The organism is Novosphingobium sp. 11B, assembly GCF_054589055.1.
In genome coordinates this window covers 1-15,686 of sequence record NZ_BAAILP010000043.1, presented here as the reverse complement: position 1 = coordinate 15,686, position 15,686 = coordinate 1, and the positions used below count along the sequence as shown (strand labels likewise).

Sequence of the window (15,686 nt, the reverse complement as noted above, 5' to 3'; positions counted from 1 at the left end):
CAGCCAGGCCAAACTGAGCGCTGTCGCCCGGCAACTCAACGAACGACCAAGGAAAACGCTCGAATACCAAACACCCGCCGAGCGTTTCCAAGCTTGTGTTGCCGCCACCCGTTGAACCCACCACCCTTTGCGGACATTCCTAGGCAGGTGACAACTGCAACGCTATTCTGGTCGCAATGATCTCCCGTTCAACAGATTCGTTCTTCTGGCCTGCCTTGCTCGGGTCTTGGATGGCAGCGGTTGTTGCCGGGCTCATCGCGATTGCTCCGCTGACATTTGCGCCCATGGCTTTGCCCCTCACGGCGTTGTTGGGTGCTTTGGCGGCGGTTATGTTCTTGGTCGCCCTTTTTGATAGAGCAACACGTCAAGCGGTTGACACCTTTAATCAGCGGTCCAAGGCGCAGTGGCGTGACATGTCGTGGCGTGAGCGCTTGTTTTCCCGCAGCTACGGCGATCTCCGGTTGCTCATCATCAATCGGCTAATCGCTTTGGAAATGTTGGCCTTCATCGTTACCGGAAATCAAGGTCAGCACTTTGCGTTGCTCGCTTTCATCGGCTTCGCACTATCGACTTTGATGTTGATGCTGATGATGAAACATCAGTCTGACATCGTCATGCGCCCCGGCAGCTAACCACCCCAATCAGACCTCCCCACCCCGCTCAGCCTGAGCCTGTCGAAGGCCCGGAGGCGGGGCGCGAGGTTCCCCATGCTTCGACAAGCTCAGCATGAGCGGGGTGGGTGGGACAACGTCCATTTCCCACCCATTCCCGCGAAGGCGGGAACCCATCTCCTGACGGTTCCTGTTGCACTGGCATCAGCTGGGCCCCCGCTTTCGCGGGGATGACGTGGATATAGCTGAGGACGCTTACGCTCCGGATCGCTGCGTTCGCGACGACGGACTGCCATGAAAAAACGGGGGCCTTCGAAAAGGCCCCCGCTTGAAAGTCAGGGAGGATGTTCTCCCCTTTCGGGAAGTTCTTAAAATCAGGCCTTGATGACCGAGTGGGTCAGCGAGCCGATCTTCTCGACGGTCGCTGTGATCACGTCGCCCGGCCAGACCCACTCCTGCGGGTCCATGCCTGCGCCGACGCCCGCCGGGGTGCCGGTGGCGATGATGTCGCCCGGCTCCAGCGTGATGCCTTTCGAGATGTCGGCGACCAGTTCGTCGACCTTGAACAGCATGAAGGCGGTGTTGCTCGACTGCTTGGTCACGCCGTTGACGGTGAGCGAGAGGTCGAGGGTCTGCGGATCGCCCAGCTCGTCGGCGGTGACCACGACCGGCCCCATCGGCGCGAAAGTGTCCTGGCCCTTGGAGTAGATCCACTGGCCGGCACGGCGGCAGTCGCGCGCGCTCATGTCGATGCAGACGGTATAGCCGAACACGTAGTTCAGCGCGTCCTCACGGGCGACGCCCTTGGCGCGGGTGCCGATGATCGCGGCGAGTTCGACTTCCCAGTCGAGCTGCTGGGTGATCTCGCCGTTATGGCGGATCGGCTCGCCCGGCGCGATCACCGAGGTCGGCGGCTTGGAGAAGATCACCGGCTGGCGCGGCAGTTCGGGCGAGGTGTCGAGCGACTTGGCGCTCTCGGCGACGTGCTCGGTGTAGTTGAGGCCGATGCCGAAGATGTTCTTGCGCGGGCGCGGGATCGGCGCGAGCAGGATCACGTTGGCGAAGGGGATCGCGGTGCCGAGCGGGAACAGGCCCTCGGCCTGCTCGATCAGCTTGCTGGCGATCAGGACCGCCTGCGGGCCGAGGTCGATGAACTCGAGCATCGTCGCGGGGAAGGGAACGCCCATTTCCTCGCCGAACAGTTCGAGGTCGAGCACGAGATCGCCGCCGAAGCCGGAGACGAGGGCGCCGAGCCGGGCTTCGGCTTCGACATTGGCACGGTAAGTAACGAGACGCATTGGGCTATTCCCCCGAAGGTTATCGTGTTGAGTTGAAAATCAGGTCAGGATCGGCTGGTGACCGCCGTTTTCCGCCAGCGCTTCCTCGCGGTAGAGACCGAGCGCGCGCATCACGGGCAGGTCGTTGAAGGTGAACAGGCACGCATCCTCGGTGTCGGAGGCATTGGCGTGTTCGTGGTACATCCAGGCGGGCACGACGAAGATGTCGCGCTCCTGCCAGTCGAAGCGCTGGCCGTTGATGATCGACCAGCCCTTCCCCTTGGCGCACTGGTAGACGAAGCTGCCGGTCTGGCGGTGGGCCTTCGTCCGTTCGCCAGGGCGCAGCAGCTGCATGGACGCGCCGATCGTCTGCATCACCGGACCGCCGGTATGCGGATTGACGTATTCCATCATCACACCGTCGAAGGGCGACCCGTCGGTTACTCGTGCGTATTTCGTCAGCGCCTCGTAGGTGGGCGCCCATTCGTATTTGAACAGCGGCGAATAGGGCTTGGACCACGCCATACCCGCCGGGCGCAGGCCGGTGCCCGCCCAGGTCGCGGTGGAATCGTCGACCGGGTAGGAGACCGCCTGCTGCAGATCGGGATGAACCTCGTAGAAGTTGGCTTCCAGCGCGTTCATCAGCGGAATGTCGAGACCGTCCTGCCAGATGCACGGGGTGCCGCCCTCGGCGACGCCATGTTCGTGCCAGGTGCCGTTGGGCGTCAGCACGAAGTCGTTAGCGCCCAGCGTCATCTTGTGCCCGTCGACATTGGTGAAGGCGCCCTCGCCCTCCATGATGAAGCGCAGCGCAGAGGCGGAATGGCGGTGGCTGGAGGCGAGTTCGCCCGGCCCCATCACCTGCAGGCCCGAGTAGAGCCAGCCCACGGCGGCGACCACGTCGGCACGGCCCGGGTTCTCCAGATAGACGACGCGGCGCCCCGCCTGCTCCGGCGTGACGAGGTCGAGCGCCTTCATCACGTCGTCGCGCAGGTCCTTGTAGCGCCACAGATACGGCACCGAGGTGGAGATCGGCTCCCACGGTTCGATCTTGTTCGCCACGGTCCACAGCGCGCCGGTGCCCAGCTGCTTCAGGCGCTCGTAATAGGCCACCAGTTCGGGGGTGTCCGCCACGTTCGCGCGGCCGATCATTTCCTCACGGTACTGGTCGTAGCTCTGATCGGCCATGGGTGCCTCCATCTGCGAGATATTACAGACCTAAAATAATTTGAATAAAGTGTCAAATGCAACTATTGTCCCTTATGTGAACCGCAGATTCCCTGTGCTTTTCCAAAGGAGCGCCGCATGTCCGCATCGTTTAAGGCAGCCCCCTTCAAGGCCGCTGTCATCCAGGCCGCATCGATCCCGACCGATTCTCTCGCCGCCGCCGAAAAGGCCGCTGGCCTGATCCGCAAGGCAGCCGCAGGCGGCGCGGCCTTGATGGTGTTTCCCGAGGCGTTCCTCGGCGGCTATCCCAAGGGCGCCTCGTTCGGCACGCCGGTCGGCATGCGCAAGCCGCAGGGACGCGAGGACTTCCGCGCCTATCACGAAGCCGCGATCGACCTGAACGGCCCCGAAGTGGAGGTACTCTCCGAGGCCACCGCCGAGACCGGCGCCTTCGTCGTCATCGGCGTGATCGAGCGCGACGGCGGCACCGTCTACTGCACCGCGCTGTTCTTCGACGGCGACAAGGGCCTCGTCGGCAAGCACCGCAAGCTGATGCCGACCGGTGCGGAACGCCTGATCTGGGGCTTCGGCGACGGCTCCACGCTGCCGGTCTTCGACACGCCCTTCGGCAAGGTCGGCGCGGTGATCTGCTGGGAAAACTACATGCCGATGATGCGCATGGCGATGTACGATCAGGGCATCTCCATCTACTGCGCCCCCACCGCCGACGACCGCGACGCCTGGCCTTCGACCATGCAGCACATCGCGCTGGAGGGCCGCTGCTTCGTGCTTTCCGCCTGCCAGCATGTGACGCGCGGCGCCTATCCGGCCGACTACGACTGCGCGCTGGGCGACGATCCCGAGACGGTGCTGCTGCGCGGCGGCTCGATGATCGTGGATCCGCTGGGCACGGTGCTTGCGGGACCGGACTATTCGGCCGAAACGATCCTCTATGCCGATATCGAACCGGCGCAGGTGGTGCGCGGCAAGTACGACTTCGACGTCGTCGGCCACTACGCACGGCCCGATGTGTTCGAACTGAAGGTCAACGTCGCACCGCGCCGCGCGGTCACCCGTTCGGGGGAATAGCCAAGTGGAATTCGATTTTTCAAAAGTACCGGGCCCCGATCGCTACAAGCTGATGGGCTCCAGCATCACCCCGCGCCCGATCGCGTGGGTGACGACGGTGTCGGGCGCGGGGCTGCGCAATGCCGCGCCCTACAGCTTCTTCAACATGATGAGCGCCGAGCCGCCGCTGATCGTGCTGGGCATGATGCGCCGCCCCGACGGCACGCACAAGGACAGCGCCGCCAACATCCTCGAAACCGGGGAGTTCGTGGTGAACCTCGTCTCCGAGGCCGACAGTGCGGCGATGAACTTCACTTGCATCGATGGCCCGCCCGAATTCGACGAACTGGCGGCAGCGGGTATCCCGACCCTGCCCTCCAGCGTGATCGGCGCCCCGCGCATCGCGACCGCGCCGGTGGCGATGGAGTGCCGTCTCTACGAGACGGTCGAGACGGAGAAGACCACCATCGCGCTGGGCGAAGTGTTGCGCTTCCATATCGACGACGCCTTCATCGATGCCGAGAAGCTGCATGTCGATACGCTGGCGATGAACCTCGTCGCGCGCGTTCACGGCGCGGGCTGGTATGCGCGCACCACGGACTTGTTCCAGATGACCCGCCCCACCTTCGCGCAGTGGAACGCGGAGAAGGCCGAGTCCTGACGGTACGGGGATGGCCTGCCGAATAGCGGCAGGCCACTCTTCTCAGGCGGCCATCCCGCCTCAGACTGGCACGTCGACCCAGGCATTGGTGTCCGCCGACTGAATCACCGCATCGATGATCCGTGCCGAGCGCAGACCGTCGGCGAACGTCGGCAGACCGGCAGGTGCCTCCCCGCGCACGGCAGCGTACGTGTCCGCAACGAAGTTCTCGAAGCACTGGGCATAACCCTGCGCATGGCCCGGCGGCAGGCTGGAAAGACGGCGCGCATCGGCCGCACCTGCGCCCGGACTGCGGAACAGTGTTTCGGCCGAATCCTCGGTGCCGAGCCAGACCGTCTCGGGGTTCTCCTGATCGAAGACGGCGGACTTGTGCGCGCCGTCGAACTCGAACCACAGCCGGTTCTTGCGGCCCGCCGAGACCTGCGAGATCACGGCGCTGCCCAGCACGCCCGAAGCCGTGCGGAACAGGATGGTCGCGGCGTCCTCGGTATCGACCTTCACCAGCGGCCCGGTGGCCGCCCCGCCCGAGAAGCTGGCCTGCGACACTGCGGGACGCTCCGGCACGGTGATCGTCATCGCCGCCATAACCGAGGCGATGCGCTCGCCGGTCACGAATTCCATGAGGTCGCACCAGTGCGAGCCGATGTCGGCGAAGGCCCGGCTGCGCCCACCCTTCGATGCATCCACACGCCAGCTGGTCGCGTTCGGCGAGAGAAGCCAGTCCTGCAGATAGCTGCCGTGCAGCAATTGCCACGCGCCGAACTCGCCCGCCTCGCGCCGCGCGCGGATTTCGCGCACCAGCGGATGGAAACGGTAGACGAAGGGCACGGTGGCGATCCTGCCCGCTTCGGCCGCGAGGGTGTGAAGATGCAGCGCCTCGTCGGTGCCGACGGCGAGCGGCTTTTCGCAGATCACGTGGGCACCGGCCGCCAACGCCGCCTCGACATGGGCTGCGTGCAGGCTGTTGGGGCTGCAGACGTGGACGACATCGAGGCCGAGCCCCGCCAGTTCCTCCAGCGAGCCGATGGCCAGCGTGCCCCACTGCGCCGCCGCTTCCGCGGACCGTGCGCGAGAGGACGCCATGACGCCGACCAGTTCGACACCAGCCAGCAGCGCCGCGCGGCGGTGAATCTCGCCGATCATTCCGGCACCCAGGATCGCCACACGCAAGGGCTTGCGGACGGAAACGTTCAACGGACTCTCCTGTTCTCGGTCGTGCACCCACCGGATGCGGGGCCGCACCTCTAGCCTTGTCAGCGCTGTCGGGAAACCGGTTTGCAGCCTTGCCCGCAAGATAGATTCGGCACGCAACAGTTCGGGCCGGGACCCGACTCCCCCGGAACCATCGAGGCTACGCCTGCAGCCCACACCGGCGGATTTCCGGGCCTGAAGGCAACCTGAACAATGTCGCTTTTAACTATTGCAATGAATTCGCAGTAGCAATATGTGCGGTGCACAATCGAGATCACCCTCGGGGAGCACCATACAAATGTACCTTCATCCCTCTTGCCTGCGGGCAGGAACGAGCACGCTTGCCCTTGTTCTGACAACCATCGCCGCGCCCGCTTTCGCCGACGAGGCCGCCGCCGACGGTGCGCCGCAGGACGTCAGTTCCTCGGAAATCACCGTGCTCGGCGCGCGCAGCAAGGATTACAAGGTCGACCAGTTGACCACCGCCACGCGCACCGGCACCAGCATCATGGACGTGCCGCAGTCGATCCAGTTCGTGCCGCGCGACGTCATCGACGATCAGCAGATCCTCGACCTCACCAGCGCGCTGCGCAACGTCAGCGGCATCCAGGCGGGCACCGACGCGGGTAACCGGTCGGAGAGCTTCACCATCCGCGGCTTCCGCTCTTCGTACTACGCCATCGATTCGATCATGCTCAGCCCGGCGATCGAGACCAACGACAGCTACCGCGACCTTGCCAACGTGGAGCGCATCGAAGTGCTCAAGGGTCCGGCCTCTGTGCTCTACGGGCGCGGCGATCCGGGCGGCCTGATCAACATCGTCACCAAGCAGCCGCGCTTCGAGCGGGGAATGAACTTCTCCGTGCAGGGCGGCAGCAACGACTTCATGCGCGGGCAGGTGGACGTGACCGGTCCGGTTGATGCCGCCAAGACGCTGGCCGTGCGCTTCATCGCCGCCGCGCAGACCGGCGACACCTTCCGCGACGTGTTCCAGCCCTATCGCCGCCAGTTTCTGTCCGGCTCGGTGCTGTGGCAGCCGACCGACCGCACCCGCGTCATCGCCAGCCTGACGTATGCGCACCAGAAGAACCAGACCGATCGCGGCATCGTCGCCACCACCGACGCCGACGGCGATCTCGTCGTCAACCTCCCGCGCGAGCGGTTCCTGGGCGAAGCCTGGGCGACCACCGAATCCAGCCGCTACGAGTTCAACTACCGCATCGAGCATGAACTGGCCGACTGGCTGACGGTCCGCCAGATCGGCCATTACGACGAGGGCAAGCTCGACCTGTTCGGCATCAATTACGGCACGTCCGTCGCCGTCAATGCCATAACCGGCGCGCGCACCGTCACCCGCACCGCCGTCGAGCAGCACGAGAACAATCACAACTACGATGCGCAGGCCGACATGGTCGCGCGCTTCTCCACCGGAGGGATCGGGCACACGGTCGTGTTCGGCGGCGAGTATGTGAAGTCCTACCGCTTCCGTACCTTCGCGCGCGCCACACTGGCCCGCATCGACATCGACAACCCCGAATACGGCGCGCAGCCGGGCACGTTCGTCCTTGCCGCCGACCGCGAGGTGAAGTCCAAGTCGCTGTCCGGCTACCTGCAGGACCAGATCGACATCGGCGAGCATGTCAACCTGCTTGCCGGCGTGCGCTACGACCATGCCCAGCAGTCGGACCACGGCTCCACCCAGTATGCCTCGGACGACAAGGCATGGTCGCCGCGCGTGGGCGTGGTGTTCAAGCCGGTGCCGAACGTCTCGCTGTTCGCCGACTTCACCCGCTCGTTCCAGTCCAAGCCCGAGCCGACCATCGACGGCAAGCCGATCGATCCGGAAAAGGGCAAGCAGTACGAGGCTGGCATCAAGGCTGAACTGTTCGGCGGCCGCCTTGCCTCCACGCTGTCGATCTACCAGCTGACGCGTGAGAACGTGACGCAGCAGGACCCCAACAACGTCGGCTACAACATCAACGCGGGCGTCCAGCGCTCGCAGGGTGTCGAGTTCGACATGTCCGGCGCGATCACGCCAAGTGTCAAGGTCATCGCCAACGGCGCCTATACCGACGCCACCGTGCGCTCCTCCACCGACTACGCAAAGGGCAACAAGCTGATCGGCGTGCCCAAGTGGAGCGGCAGCCTGTGGGTGACGCTGGAGCCGGTGGACGGCCCGCTGAGCCGCTTCGGCTTCGGCGGCGGCGTGGTTGCGGCGAGCAACCGCATGGGCAATCTGGAGAACACCTTCTCGGTTGGCGGCTACACCCGCTTCGACAGCAGCCTGTGGTACAAGCTGGCCGACAAGGTGCGCCTGACGGTGAACGTCAAGAACATCACCAACGAGTACTACATCGCCAGCACCGTCTCCCGCGCGCAGATCACGCCGGGCGAGGGCCGCAGCTTCCTCGTCGGCCTGAGCGGAGGGTTCTGAGGATGACCAAGGCATTCGCCGCCGCGCTGCTGGCGCTGGCCATCGGCACGGCTCCCGCCCCGGCCTTGGCGGCGGATGCCGGCAAGGTGCTGTTCCTGATGCGCGCCGATCCCCCCGGCGGTTCGGCCGACCCGGCGGTCAAGGCGCGACTGGAGGCGATGGGCTATGCCGTCACCACCAGCGAGGGGCTGGACGGCGCGCCGGACCCTTGCGGGTTCGACCTTGTCGTCATGTCCTCGACGGTGCGCTCCAACCAGTTCACCGCCAACCGCCCCATGATCGCGCGCTGGCGCGACATGAGCGTGCCGCTGGTGACCTGGGAGAACGACCTTCTCGACGACTTGTGGATGACCGGCCTGCGCCGCGACACCGACTTCGGCGAACTGGAGACCGGCCACTACTTCTGGCTGGTGCGCGCACCGCATCCGATGGCGGCGGGCATCCCGGCGGGCCTTGGCACCTGGACCGAGGCGCGCACGCCCGCAGGCTGGGGCAAGCCCGGGCTCGGCGCCGACGTCATCATGACCTGGCCGGGCGAACCGGACAAGGCGACACTGTTCGGCTACGAGGCGGGCGCGACGATGGACCACGACCACCTCGCGCCCGCGCGCCGGGTGTTCATCGGCATGGAGAACAACAGCTTCACCCGCATGACCGATACCGGCCGCAAGCTGTTCGACGCCGCGATCATATGGGCGCGCGCGGGCGCGAAAGTGTGCAAGGTGAAGAAGTGAGGCGCGCGCTTGGCTTCGCGCTGGCAGCCGCCCTGCTCGCGGGCTCCGCATCGGCGCAGGACAGCGGGCCGATCCCCGAGGCGCAGCCGCTGCTGGCGCGCTACGTGCTGGCGGACGGTGGCCTTGCCATTGGCGGTGGCCGGGAAACGGATGCCGTCGCAGCGGCAGCCAGCGGCCTGTCCCCCCGCATCGTCGGCCCGGCCGGAGCGATGCCGCTGCTGACGCAAGGCACCATCGCGCTCGCCGTGATCCCACGCGAGATGACCGTGATCGAGCGCGCCGCCGTGCGCCGCTTTTCCGGCGGCCTGCCGCTGGCGGTGCCGGTGATGCAGGGGCTCTACCTCTATGTGCGCTGCGACAAGGACGGCGCCATCGACGAACGGGTGAAGCCGGTGCTGCAGGCGCTGTTCTCGGACGACGGACAGGCGCGCCTGAAGGCGGCGCTGTCGATCTACAAGCCGCTCGATGCCGCCGCGCTGACCGATGCGCGGGAACGGATCGCAAGGCTGCACGGGATCACGATCCCGCGGCGTGAGGCGGGCTACGTCGCCCCGGACGGCAGCCTGTCGATCATCGGCAGCGATACGCTGACGACGATCATGCCCGACATGCTCGCCGCCTATGCGCGTCACGCGCCCAAGGTGCGCTTCACCGCCGACTTGCGCGGCTCCTCCACCGCGATGCCTGCGCTGACGGCCGGAACCACGATCTTCGCGCCGATGGGCCGTGAGCTGTGGGAGAACGACCTCGACGGCTTCCGGCAGGTGAAGGGCTACGATCCGGTGCGCATCCGCATCGCCTATGCCAGCCACGGTCCCCGCGCGAACGGCAAGACGCCGCCCGCGATCTACGTCAACGCGAACAACCCGCTTGCCGGACTATCGATGGCGCAAGTGAAGCGCGTCTTCGCGGCCGGAGCACCGGGCGGCGACATTGCCGACTGGTCGAATCTGGGCGCCGCGGCTGGCGCGATCCACGTCTACGGTGCGCGCGACGATGGCGGGTTCGGCTCGGCCATGCGCGCCTCGAAGCTGGACGGGCTTCCCTTCAACGCCCGCTACCAGGCGATGCCGAGCGGCAAGGCGATCCTCGCCGCCGTCGCGGCGGACCCTCGCGGCATCGGCTATGCGACATGGATCGACGCGGGCGAGGCACCGGAAGGCGTGCGAGTCCTGCCGCTGTCCGCACGCGACGGCGGCCCTTACGTCCTGCCTCAAGCGGGCAAGGACCGGGGCGCATGGCCGATCTCGTACTTCCTCAACATCTATGTCGATAAGGCGCCGGGCAGGCCGATCGACCCGGCGGTCAAGGGCCTGCTGCGCTTCCTGCTCTCGGACGAGGGGCAGGCGATCATCACCCGCCACCGCGAAGAGGACGACGGCTACGTCCCCCTGAACGGCGCCGACCTGAAAGCCATGCGCGATCTCGTCGAGACTTTCTGACCGAGACGAAGCCACCACCCCCCTCGTGGTGGCTTCGTCATCGGGCTCCATAACCGCCGGAAAGGTTACAGAGCGTAGTTCAGGCCCACCACCACGCTATGCGTGCGGAACGCGCCTTCGATGGCATTGGCGGTGGTCGTCTGCAGGAACACGTCCGACACGTTGAGATAGCGATAGCGCAGTGTCGCATCGAGCCGGTCCGACAAGGCGTAACGCGCGCCGACCACGGCCTGCCAGGCGAAGCGTACCTTGTTCTCGTAGGCGAAAGTGCTGCTCTCGTCGGCCTCCAGCTTCCAGCGGTACTGGTTGATCCGCGCCACGCCAATGCCGCCGCCCGCCTCCAGCGACCAGCGCGAGCCGGTGGCGATGTCGGCCAGACCGTTGAGCAGGATCGACTGGATGCGGGTGGTGCCGGAAGGATCGTCGTAGATCCCGGCGGTACGGGACACCGGATTGACCGCGATGCGCGTCGAATTCAGCGCAACCCGGTCGAGATCGAACTGCTGGCGCGCCAGTTCGAGTTCGGTGCGCAGGAAGCCGAAGTCATAGCCCAGCCTCCCGGCGAGTTCCCATCCGGTCTTGTACGAGGTCTTCAGGCCACTACGATCCACACCCAGCGCGGCGTTTACGCGGGCGCGGATGTCGAAGCTGCCATCATTGATCTTCGTGCCGCCCACCGCAGCGCCGATATAGAAGCCGCCGGTTCCGGAGCCTTCACTCCACTCGGTATCGCGCCGCTCGATCGGGCCGGTGGAGACCGTCAGGTTCAGGCTGAACGTGCGCGGTGCACCCGCCGACAGCGAGACGCCGCCCGAACCCGGCACCCAATACTGCTCGTTGGTGATGTTCTGGACGTTGCCGGAAACCGTGACCGAACGTCCCTCGATCGGCAGTTTATAGGAAATACCCGCATCGCCGACGGTCACCGGCTTGTAGATGAAGGTATTCGTCACCTGCCCGTAAGCCTTGCCCGAATAGCGCACGCCGCCGAACGCCGAGAAGCCGGGCAGGAACGCGGGCGAATATTCGACGAAGCCCGAGGTCTGGAACGCGGTAGCGCCCGGCACCTTCTTGCCGACCAGCGCCGCGCTCGATGCCTTGGTCTGCACCGCGTCGAGATAGGCGGCGCCGAACTTCAGCAACACTTCGGGGGTCGCCTGCCAGTGCGCGTCGAACTCGATGCCCTGGAACCGCCGCTCGCCGTCGCGCACCCAGTAGCTTTCGGTATTGAGAAACTCGGACGGCACCTTGGTGCGGAACGCCGCGAGCGTCGCGCCCCAGGTGCCGCGATCGACCTTGATGCCCGCCTCGTACTGCGTGCTCTTGATCGGGCCGAAGCTCTCGCCATAGTTCAGCGCGTTGGCAGGGGCCTGCGTGCCGCGCTGCAGCGCCTGCACGTAGGAAACATAAGCCCGGACGCCATGTGTTACGTCGTAGCTGAGCGCGGCGACGGGAGTGAAGCTGTTCTCGCGGTAGTTCGTATCCGCCAACACCGGCTCGTAATTGCGCTCAGTATAGAAGGTGTAGCGGCCGCCCAGCATCAGTTCGGCATTGCCCAGCTTCAGCGTATCGCTGAGAAACAGGCCGCGCTGGCGGATTTCCTGATAGCGGAACCAGTCGGGCGGGCGCTGGAACTGGCGGCCCGTCACCACCTGCCCGTCGGCGCGGGTGTAGGAAGCGAAAGCCCAGTCGGGCACGTTGTTCGCGTAGATGTTGCCGGTCAGGTTGAAGTCGTACGACACCGTCGGCACGCGCGTAGCGGTGTATGGGTTGTAGTCGTAGTCGTAATCGACGTCCAAGTAATCGAACCCGGCGACCACGGCATGCTCGATCGCGCCGGTATGGAAAGTGCCGTCGATCGACAACTGCCCGACATGATACGTGAACTTGCGGTTCATCCCCAGTACGCCGACGCGATAATCGCCCGCATTGTTGGTGATCTGCGCGGTATTGCCGGTGAACCGCTCGTCCAGCGCCGAATAGCGCAGCGCGGCGGAAATCTTCCAGTCAGGCGCGATCTGGTAGTTCAGGCGGCCGGTCACCTGATTGATGTCGTTGAACTTGTGCGTCGATTTCGAGGCGAGGTTGAAGTCCGCCCCGCTCATCGTCGCCAGCGAGGTGACCCCGGTGGTGAAGCTGACGGTATTGGACTGCCCCGCCTGCCATGTGCGCTGGTAATAACCGTCGACGCTCCACGTCAGGTCGGGCGTGATCTCGCCCTGCAGCCACAACTGCGCGAAAGTATTCTTGTTGTAGGCGCCGTTGTAGAGCGTGCCCTGCTCCTCCACCGCGTTGAGGCGGAAGGCAGTGGAGCCCGTCTCGGTCAGCGGCCCGCCGATATCGACGTGCGCGCGCCAGATGCTGGAACTGCGCAAGGATAACCCGGCGGTGGCGACCAGTTCGTCGGTCGGCTTCTTCGAGATGAAGTTCACCACGCCCGAAGGCGAGGCATAGCCGTAGACGAAGCCGCCCGCGCCCTTCAGCACCTGGATCTGCTCGACCGCCTCGATCGGGTGGTCCTGGAACCAGTAGGGAAAGGCCAGCCCGTCGTACTTGTAGCCGTTGGTAAGGTCGATCGCCTGCCCGCGGATGCTGAAGGTATTGCCCGAAGCCAGCCCCGAATTGTTGGATCGCACCGAAGGATCGTAATTGAACGCGGCGTCGATCGTCGTCGCGGCGATGCGGTTGATCTGGTCGGTATCGGCAGCGGAGACCGAGAACGGCGTCTCCAGAATGGTGCGCGTGCCGAGCGGCCCGGCCTCTACCACCGAGCCGCGCGAGCGCGTCCCTTCGACGAGGATTTCCGCCGCCACATCGCTGCTGTCCGCGCCTTCCGCTTCGTCTGCCGCGAAGGCGGGCGTCGCCGTCCCCCCTACCGCCAGTGCGAGCATGAAGCCCAGAGCCTGCCTGCTGCTGCCCGATCCCAAGGCATGGCCCTTATGGCGTGCCGATTTGCGCATTGTTCACCCCTGTATATGCGTCGGGCGCACCGCTCCGGCCCCCGGAACGGAAGCTGCGGGAGCGGCGAAATCCGGCCCGACCTGTCGTTTTTCGAAAAAGGATATCCCCGAGGTCAGGGTGCATCCGGCGCGCACGCTGTCGCAGCGTGCAGGGCCTTTTCAGCGTGTCTCACCAGCATGGCATTGTTATCGGCGTTTTGATGTCAAATAGCCGCCGAGGCCTGACCTGATGAGCGATGGGTATGGGCGGCCCGTCCATCAGACAAATTGGAAGTCGCAGCCCTCGCTTGAGAATTGGTCATACTGATCGCGTCCGTTTAGCGCCGCGAATATCGCTATGGGAAACCCTCGTTATTCGCGGGTGTCCACGTCGATTACGCTCGGCCCATCATCATCGACGAACGGGTACAATCTCATGAGCGAACGGCAGCTTCATCTTGGCGCGATACTTACCGGCGTAGGCAACGATCAGTACAACTGGCGCCATCCCGACGTGCCGGGCGATGCCAGCGTCGACATCGACTGGTACATCACCAACGCGAAACTCGCCGAGGACGCCAAGTTCGACCTGGTGTTCATCGTCGATTCCCCGTTCATCACGCCGGACACCTCGCCGCACTTCCTCAACCGGCTGGAGCCGCTGACGCTGCTCTCCGCCGTCGCCGGGCACACCTCGCGCATCGGCCTCGTCGGCACGCTGACGACGAGCTACTGGGAGCCCTATAACGTGGCGCGCCAGTTCGGTTCGCTCGACCACATCAGCCGGGGCCGCGCCGGCTGGAACGTGGTGACCACCGGACTCGAAGGCGCCGCACGCAACTATGGCCGGGAGGAGCACTTCGACCACGCCGTGCGCTACGAACGCGCGCAGGAATTCGTCGAGGTCGTGCAGGGCCTATGGGACAGCTACGAAGATGACGCCTTCCCGCGCGACAAGCAATCGGGCCTGTTCCTGCACAAGGACAAGCAGCACCGCCTCGACCACAAGGGCCGCCATTTCGCGGTGGCCGGGCCGCTGGCCCTCACCCGCTCGCGGCAGGGCCAGCCGGTGATCTTCCAGGCGGGCGACAGCGACGAAGGCCGCAACCTGGGCGCGCACATCGCCGAAGCCACGTTCGCCGCCTCCCCTGATTTCGCGTCGGGCCAGCAGTACTACGCCGACCTCAAGGCGCGCGCCGCCGCGCTCGGCCGCGATGCGGACGCGATCAAGGTGCTCCCCGGCCTGTTCCCGCTGATCGCCGAGACGGATGAGGAAGCCCACCGCATCGAGCGCGAGCGCGCGGAGAACCTCGATATCGACAAGCTGCTCGTCCAGCTCGGCCGCGCGTTCAACTACCACGACTTCAGCCAGTACGATCTGGACGCACCGTTCCCCGATCTCACCGGCGTCACGCTCAACAGCTACAAGGGCGCGGCCGAGCGGATCATCCGCACCGCGCGCGAGGAGAAGCTGACCTTGCGGCAGGCGGCCCAGCGCGGCCAGAACCCAGGCGGCAAGGGCTTTGTCGGTTCGCCCGAGACGATCGCGAACGAAATCGAGCGCTGGTTCACCGGCCGCGCGGCGGACGGCTTCAACATCGTCGTCGGTGCACCGGACGAGTTCGCGCTTTTCCGCGAACGGGTCGTGCCGATCCTGCAGAGCCGCGGCCTGTTCCGCACCGAATACGCGCACGACACCCTACGCGGCCACCTCGGCCTGCCGGTCCCGGAGCACCGCCACGCCGCCGCCTCGCTCGCAGTCGCCGCAGAGTGACCCCGCGCGCCTGACGAAAGCGCACGGAAAGTGACGGGGCCTTATCCCCTCAACGCCTTGCGCGCCTTCGAGGCGGTGGCGCGCAACCGCAGCTTCGCGCTCGCCGCGCGGGAACTGCAGGTGACGCCGTCCGCCGTCGGCCAGCTGGTCGCGCGGCTGGAGAGGGATTTGGGGACAGAGCTGTTCGCCCGGCCCCGACGCGGGCCTGGCGACCTGTCGCTCACCCCGCGCGCGGCGCGGGCGCTGCCGGATCTGCAGGAGGGGTTCGCCAGCCTGTCGAGGGCGGTGACGTATCTGGAAAGGGGTGGTTGAGGACCGCCTTCAACCCGCTCCCCACCTCGTCATTGCGAGCGCAGCGAAGCAATCCAGGGCGGTGTAACTCTGCCCT

Annotated in this window: 12 protein-coding genes; 8 read left to right on the top strand and 4 right to left on the bottom strand. The window is 65.7% G+C overall.

The features are described from left to right. Positions 1-176: 176 nt before the first annotated feature. Complete coding sequence (locus tag ACYPYD_RS03555) at positions 177-632, top strand: hypothetical protein (RefSeq protein ID WP_459662078.1); 456 nt, start codon at positions 177-179, stop codon at positions 630-632. Positions 633-985: 353 nt separating this feature from the next. Here ACYPYD_RS03555 and ACYPYD_RS03550 read toward each other — a convergent pair whose 3' ends face one another. Then, positions 986-1,909, bottom strand: coding sequence for a fumarylacetoacetate hydrolase family protein (locus ACYPYD_RS03550; protein ID WP_211150869.1), 924 nt, complete (start codon positions 1,907-1,909; stop codon positions 986-988). 39 nt (positions 1,910-1,948) lie between these two features. Then, a complete protein-coding gene (locus tag ACYPYD_RS03545) occupies positions 1,949-3,076 on the bottom strand; it encodes a cupin domain-containing protein (protein ID WP_211150870.1) in 1,128 nt (375 codons plus the stop codon). 117 nt (positions 3,077-3,193) lie between these two features. On the opposite strand from ACYPYD_RS03545, the gene ACYPYD_RS03540 reads away from it, so the two are divergent. Next, complete coding sequence (locus ACYPYD_RS03540; RefSeq protein WP_008832876.1) at positions 3,194-4,144, top strand: carbon-nitrogen hydrolase family protein; 951 nt, start codon at positions 3,194-3,196, stop codon at positions 4,142-4,144. Between the two features lie 4 nt (positions 4,145-4,148). Further along, entirely contained in the window at positions 4,149-4,784 is a 636-nt protein-coding gene (locus ACYPYD_RS03535) for a flavin reductase family protein (protein WP_211150871.1), read from the top strand. A gap of 60 nt (positions 4,785-4,844) precedes the next feature. On the opposite strand, the gene ACYPYD_RS03530 is transcribed toward ACYPYD_RS03535, so the two are convergent. After that, positions 4,845-5,978, bottom strand: a complete 1,134-nt coding sequence (locus tag ACYPYD_RS03530) for a Gfo/Idh/MocA family protein (RefSeq protein ID WP_211150872.1) — start codon at positions 5,976-5,978, stop codon at positions 4,845-4,847. Positions 5,979-6,273: 295 nt separating this feature from the next. Here ACYPYD_RS03530 and ACYPYD_RS03525 point away from each other — a divergent pair, with 295 nt between their 5' ends. From ACYPYD_RS03525 to ACYPYD_RS03515, 3 genes are read left to right on the top strand one after another with little or no spacing between them, the layout of a single operon-like run. Beyond that, on the top strand, positions 6,274-8,409 hold the full coding sequence (locus ACYPYD_RS03525) for a TonB-dependent siderophore receptor (RefSeq protein ID WP_459662077.1): 2,136 nt from the start codon (positions 6,274-6,276) through the stop codon (positions 8,407-8,409). A gap of 2 nt (positions 8,410-8,411) precedes the next feature. Continuing rightward, the gene (locus ACYPYD_RS03520) at positions 8,412-9,143 is read left to right on the top strand and encodes a hypothetical protein (RefSeq protein WP_211150874.1); all 732 of its coding nucleotides are present in this window, start codon (positions 8,412-8,414) and stop codon (positions 9,141-9,143) included. Then, positions 9,140-10,585, top strand: a complete 1,446-nt coding sequence (locus tag ACYPYD_RS03515; RefSeq protein ID WP_211150875.1) for a PstS family phosphate ABC transporter substrate-binding protein — start codon at positions 9,140-9,142, stop codon at positions 10,583-10,585. The genes ACYPYD_RS03520 and ACYPYD_RS03515 overlap by 4 nt, the downstream gene beginning before the upstream one ends. Positions 10,586-10,650: 65 nt before the next feature. Here the strand turns inward: ACYPYD_RS03515 and ACYPYD_RS03510 are convergent, their stop codons facing one another. Next, positions 10,651-13,545 (bottom strand): TonB-dependent siderophore receptor, encoded by a 2,895-nt coding sequence (locus ACYPYD_RS03510; protein WP_459662076.1) that lies wholly within the window; start codon positions 13,543-13,545, stop codon positions 10,651-10,653. A gap of 415 nt (positions 13,546-13,960) precedes the next feature. On the opposite strand from ACYPYD_RS03510, the gene ACYPYD_RS03505 reads away from it, so the two are divergent. Together ACYPYD_RS03505 and ACYPYD_RS03500 are read left to right on the top strand one after the other, a co-directional pair. After that, a complete protein-coding gene (locus tag ACYPYD_RS03505) occupies positions 13,961-15,298 on the top strand; it encodes an LLM class flavin-dependent oxidoreductase (protein ID WP_211150877.1) in 1,338 nt (445 codons plus the stop codon). Positions 15,299-15,328: 30 nt separating this feature from the next. Then, complete coding sequence (locus tag ACYPYD_RS03500) at positions 15,329-15,610, top strand: LysR family transcriptional regulator (protein WP_081799039.1); 282 nt, start codon at positions 15,329-15,331, stop codon at positions 15,608-15,610. Positions 15,611-15,686 lie beyond the last annotated feature (76 nt).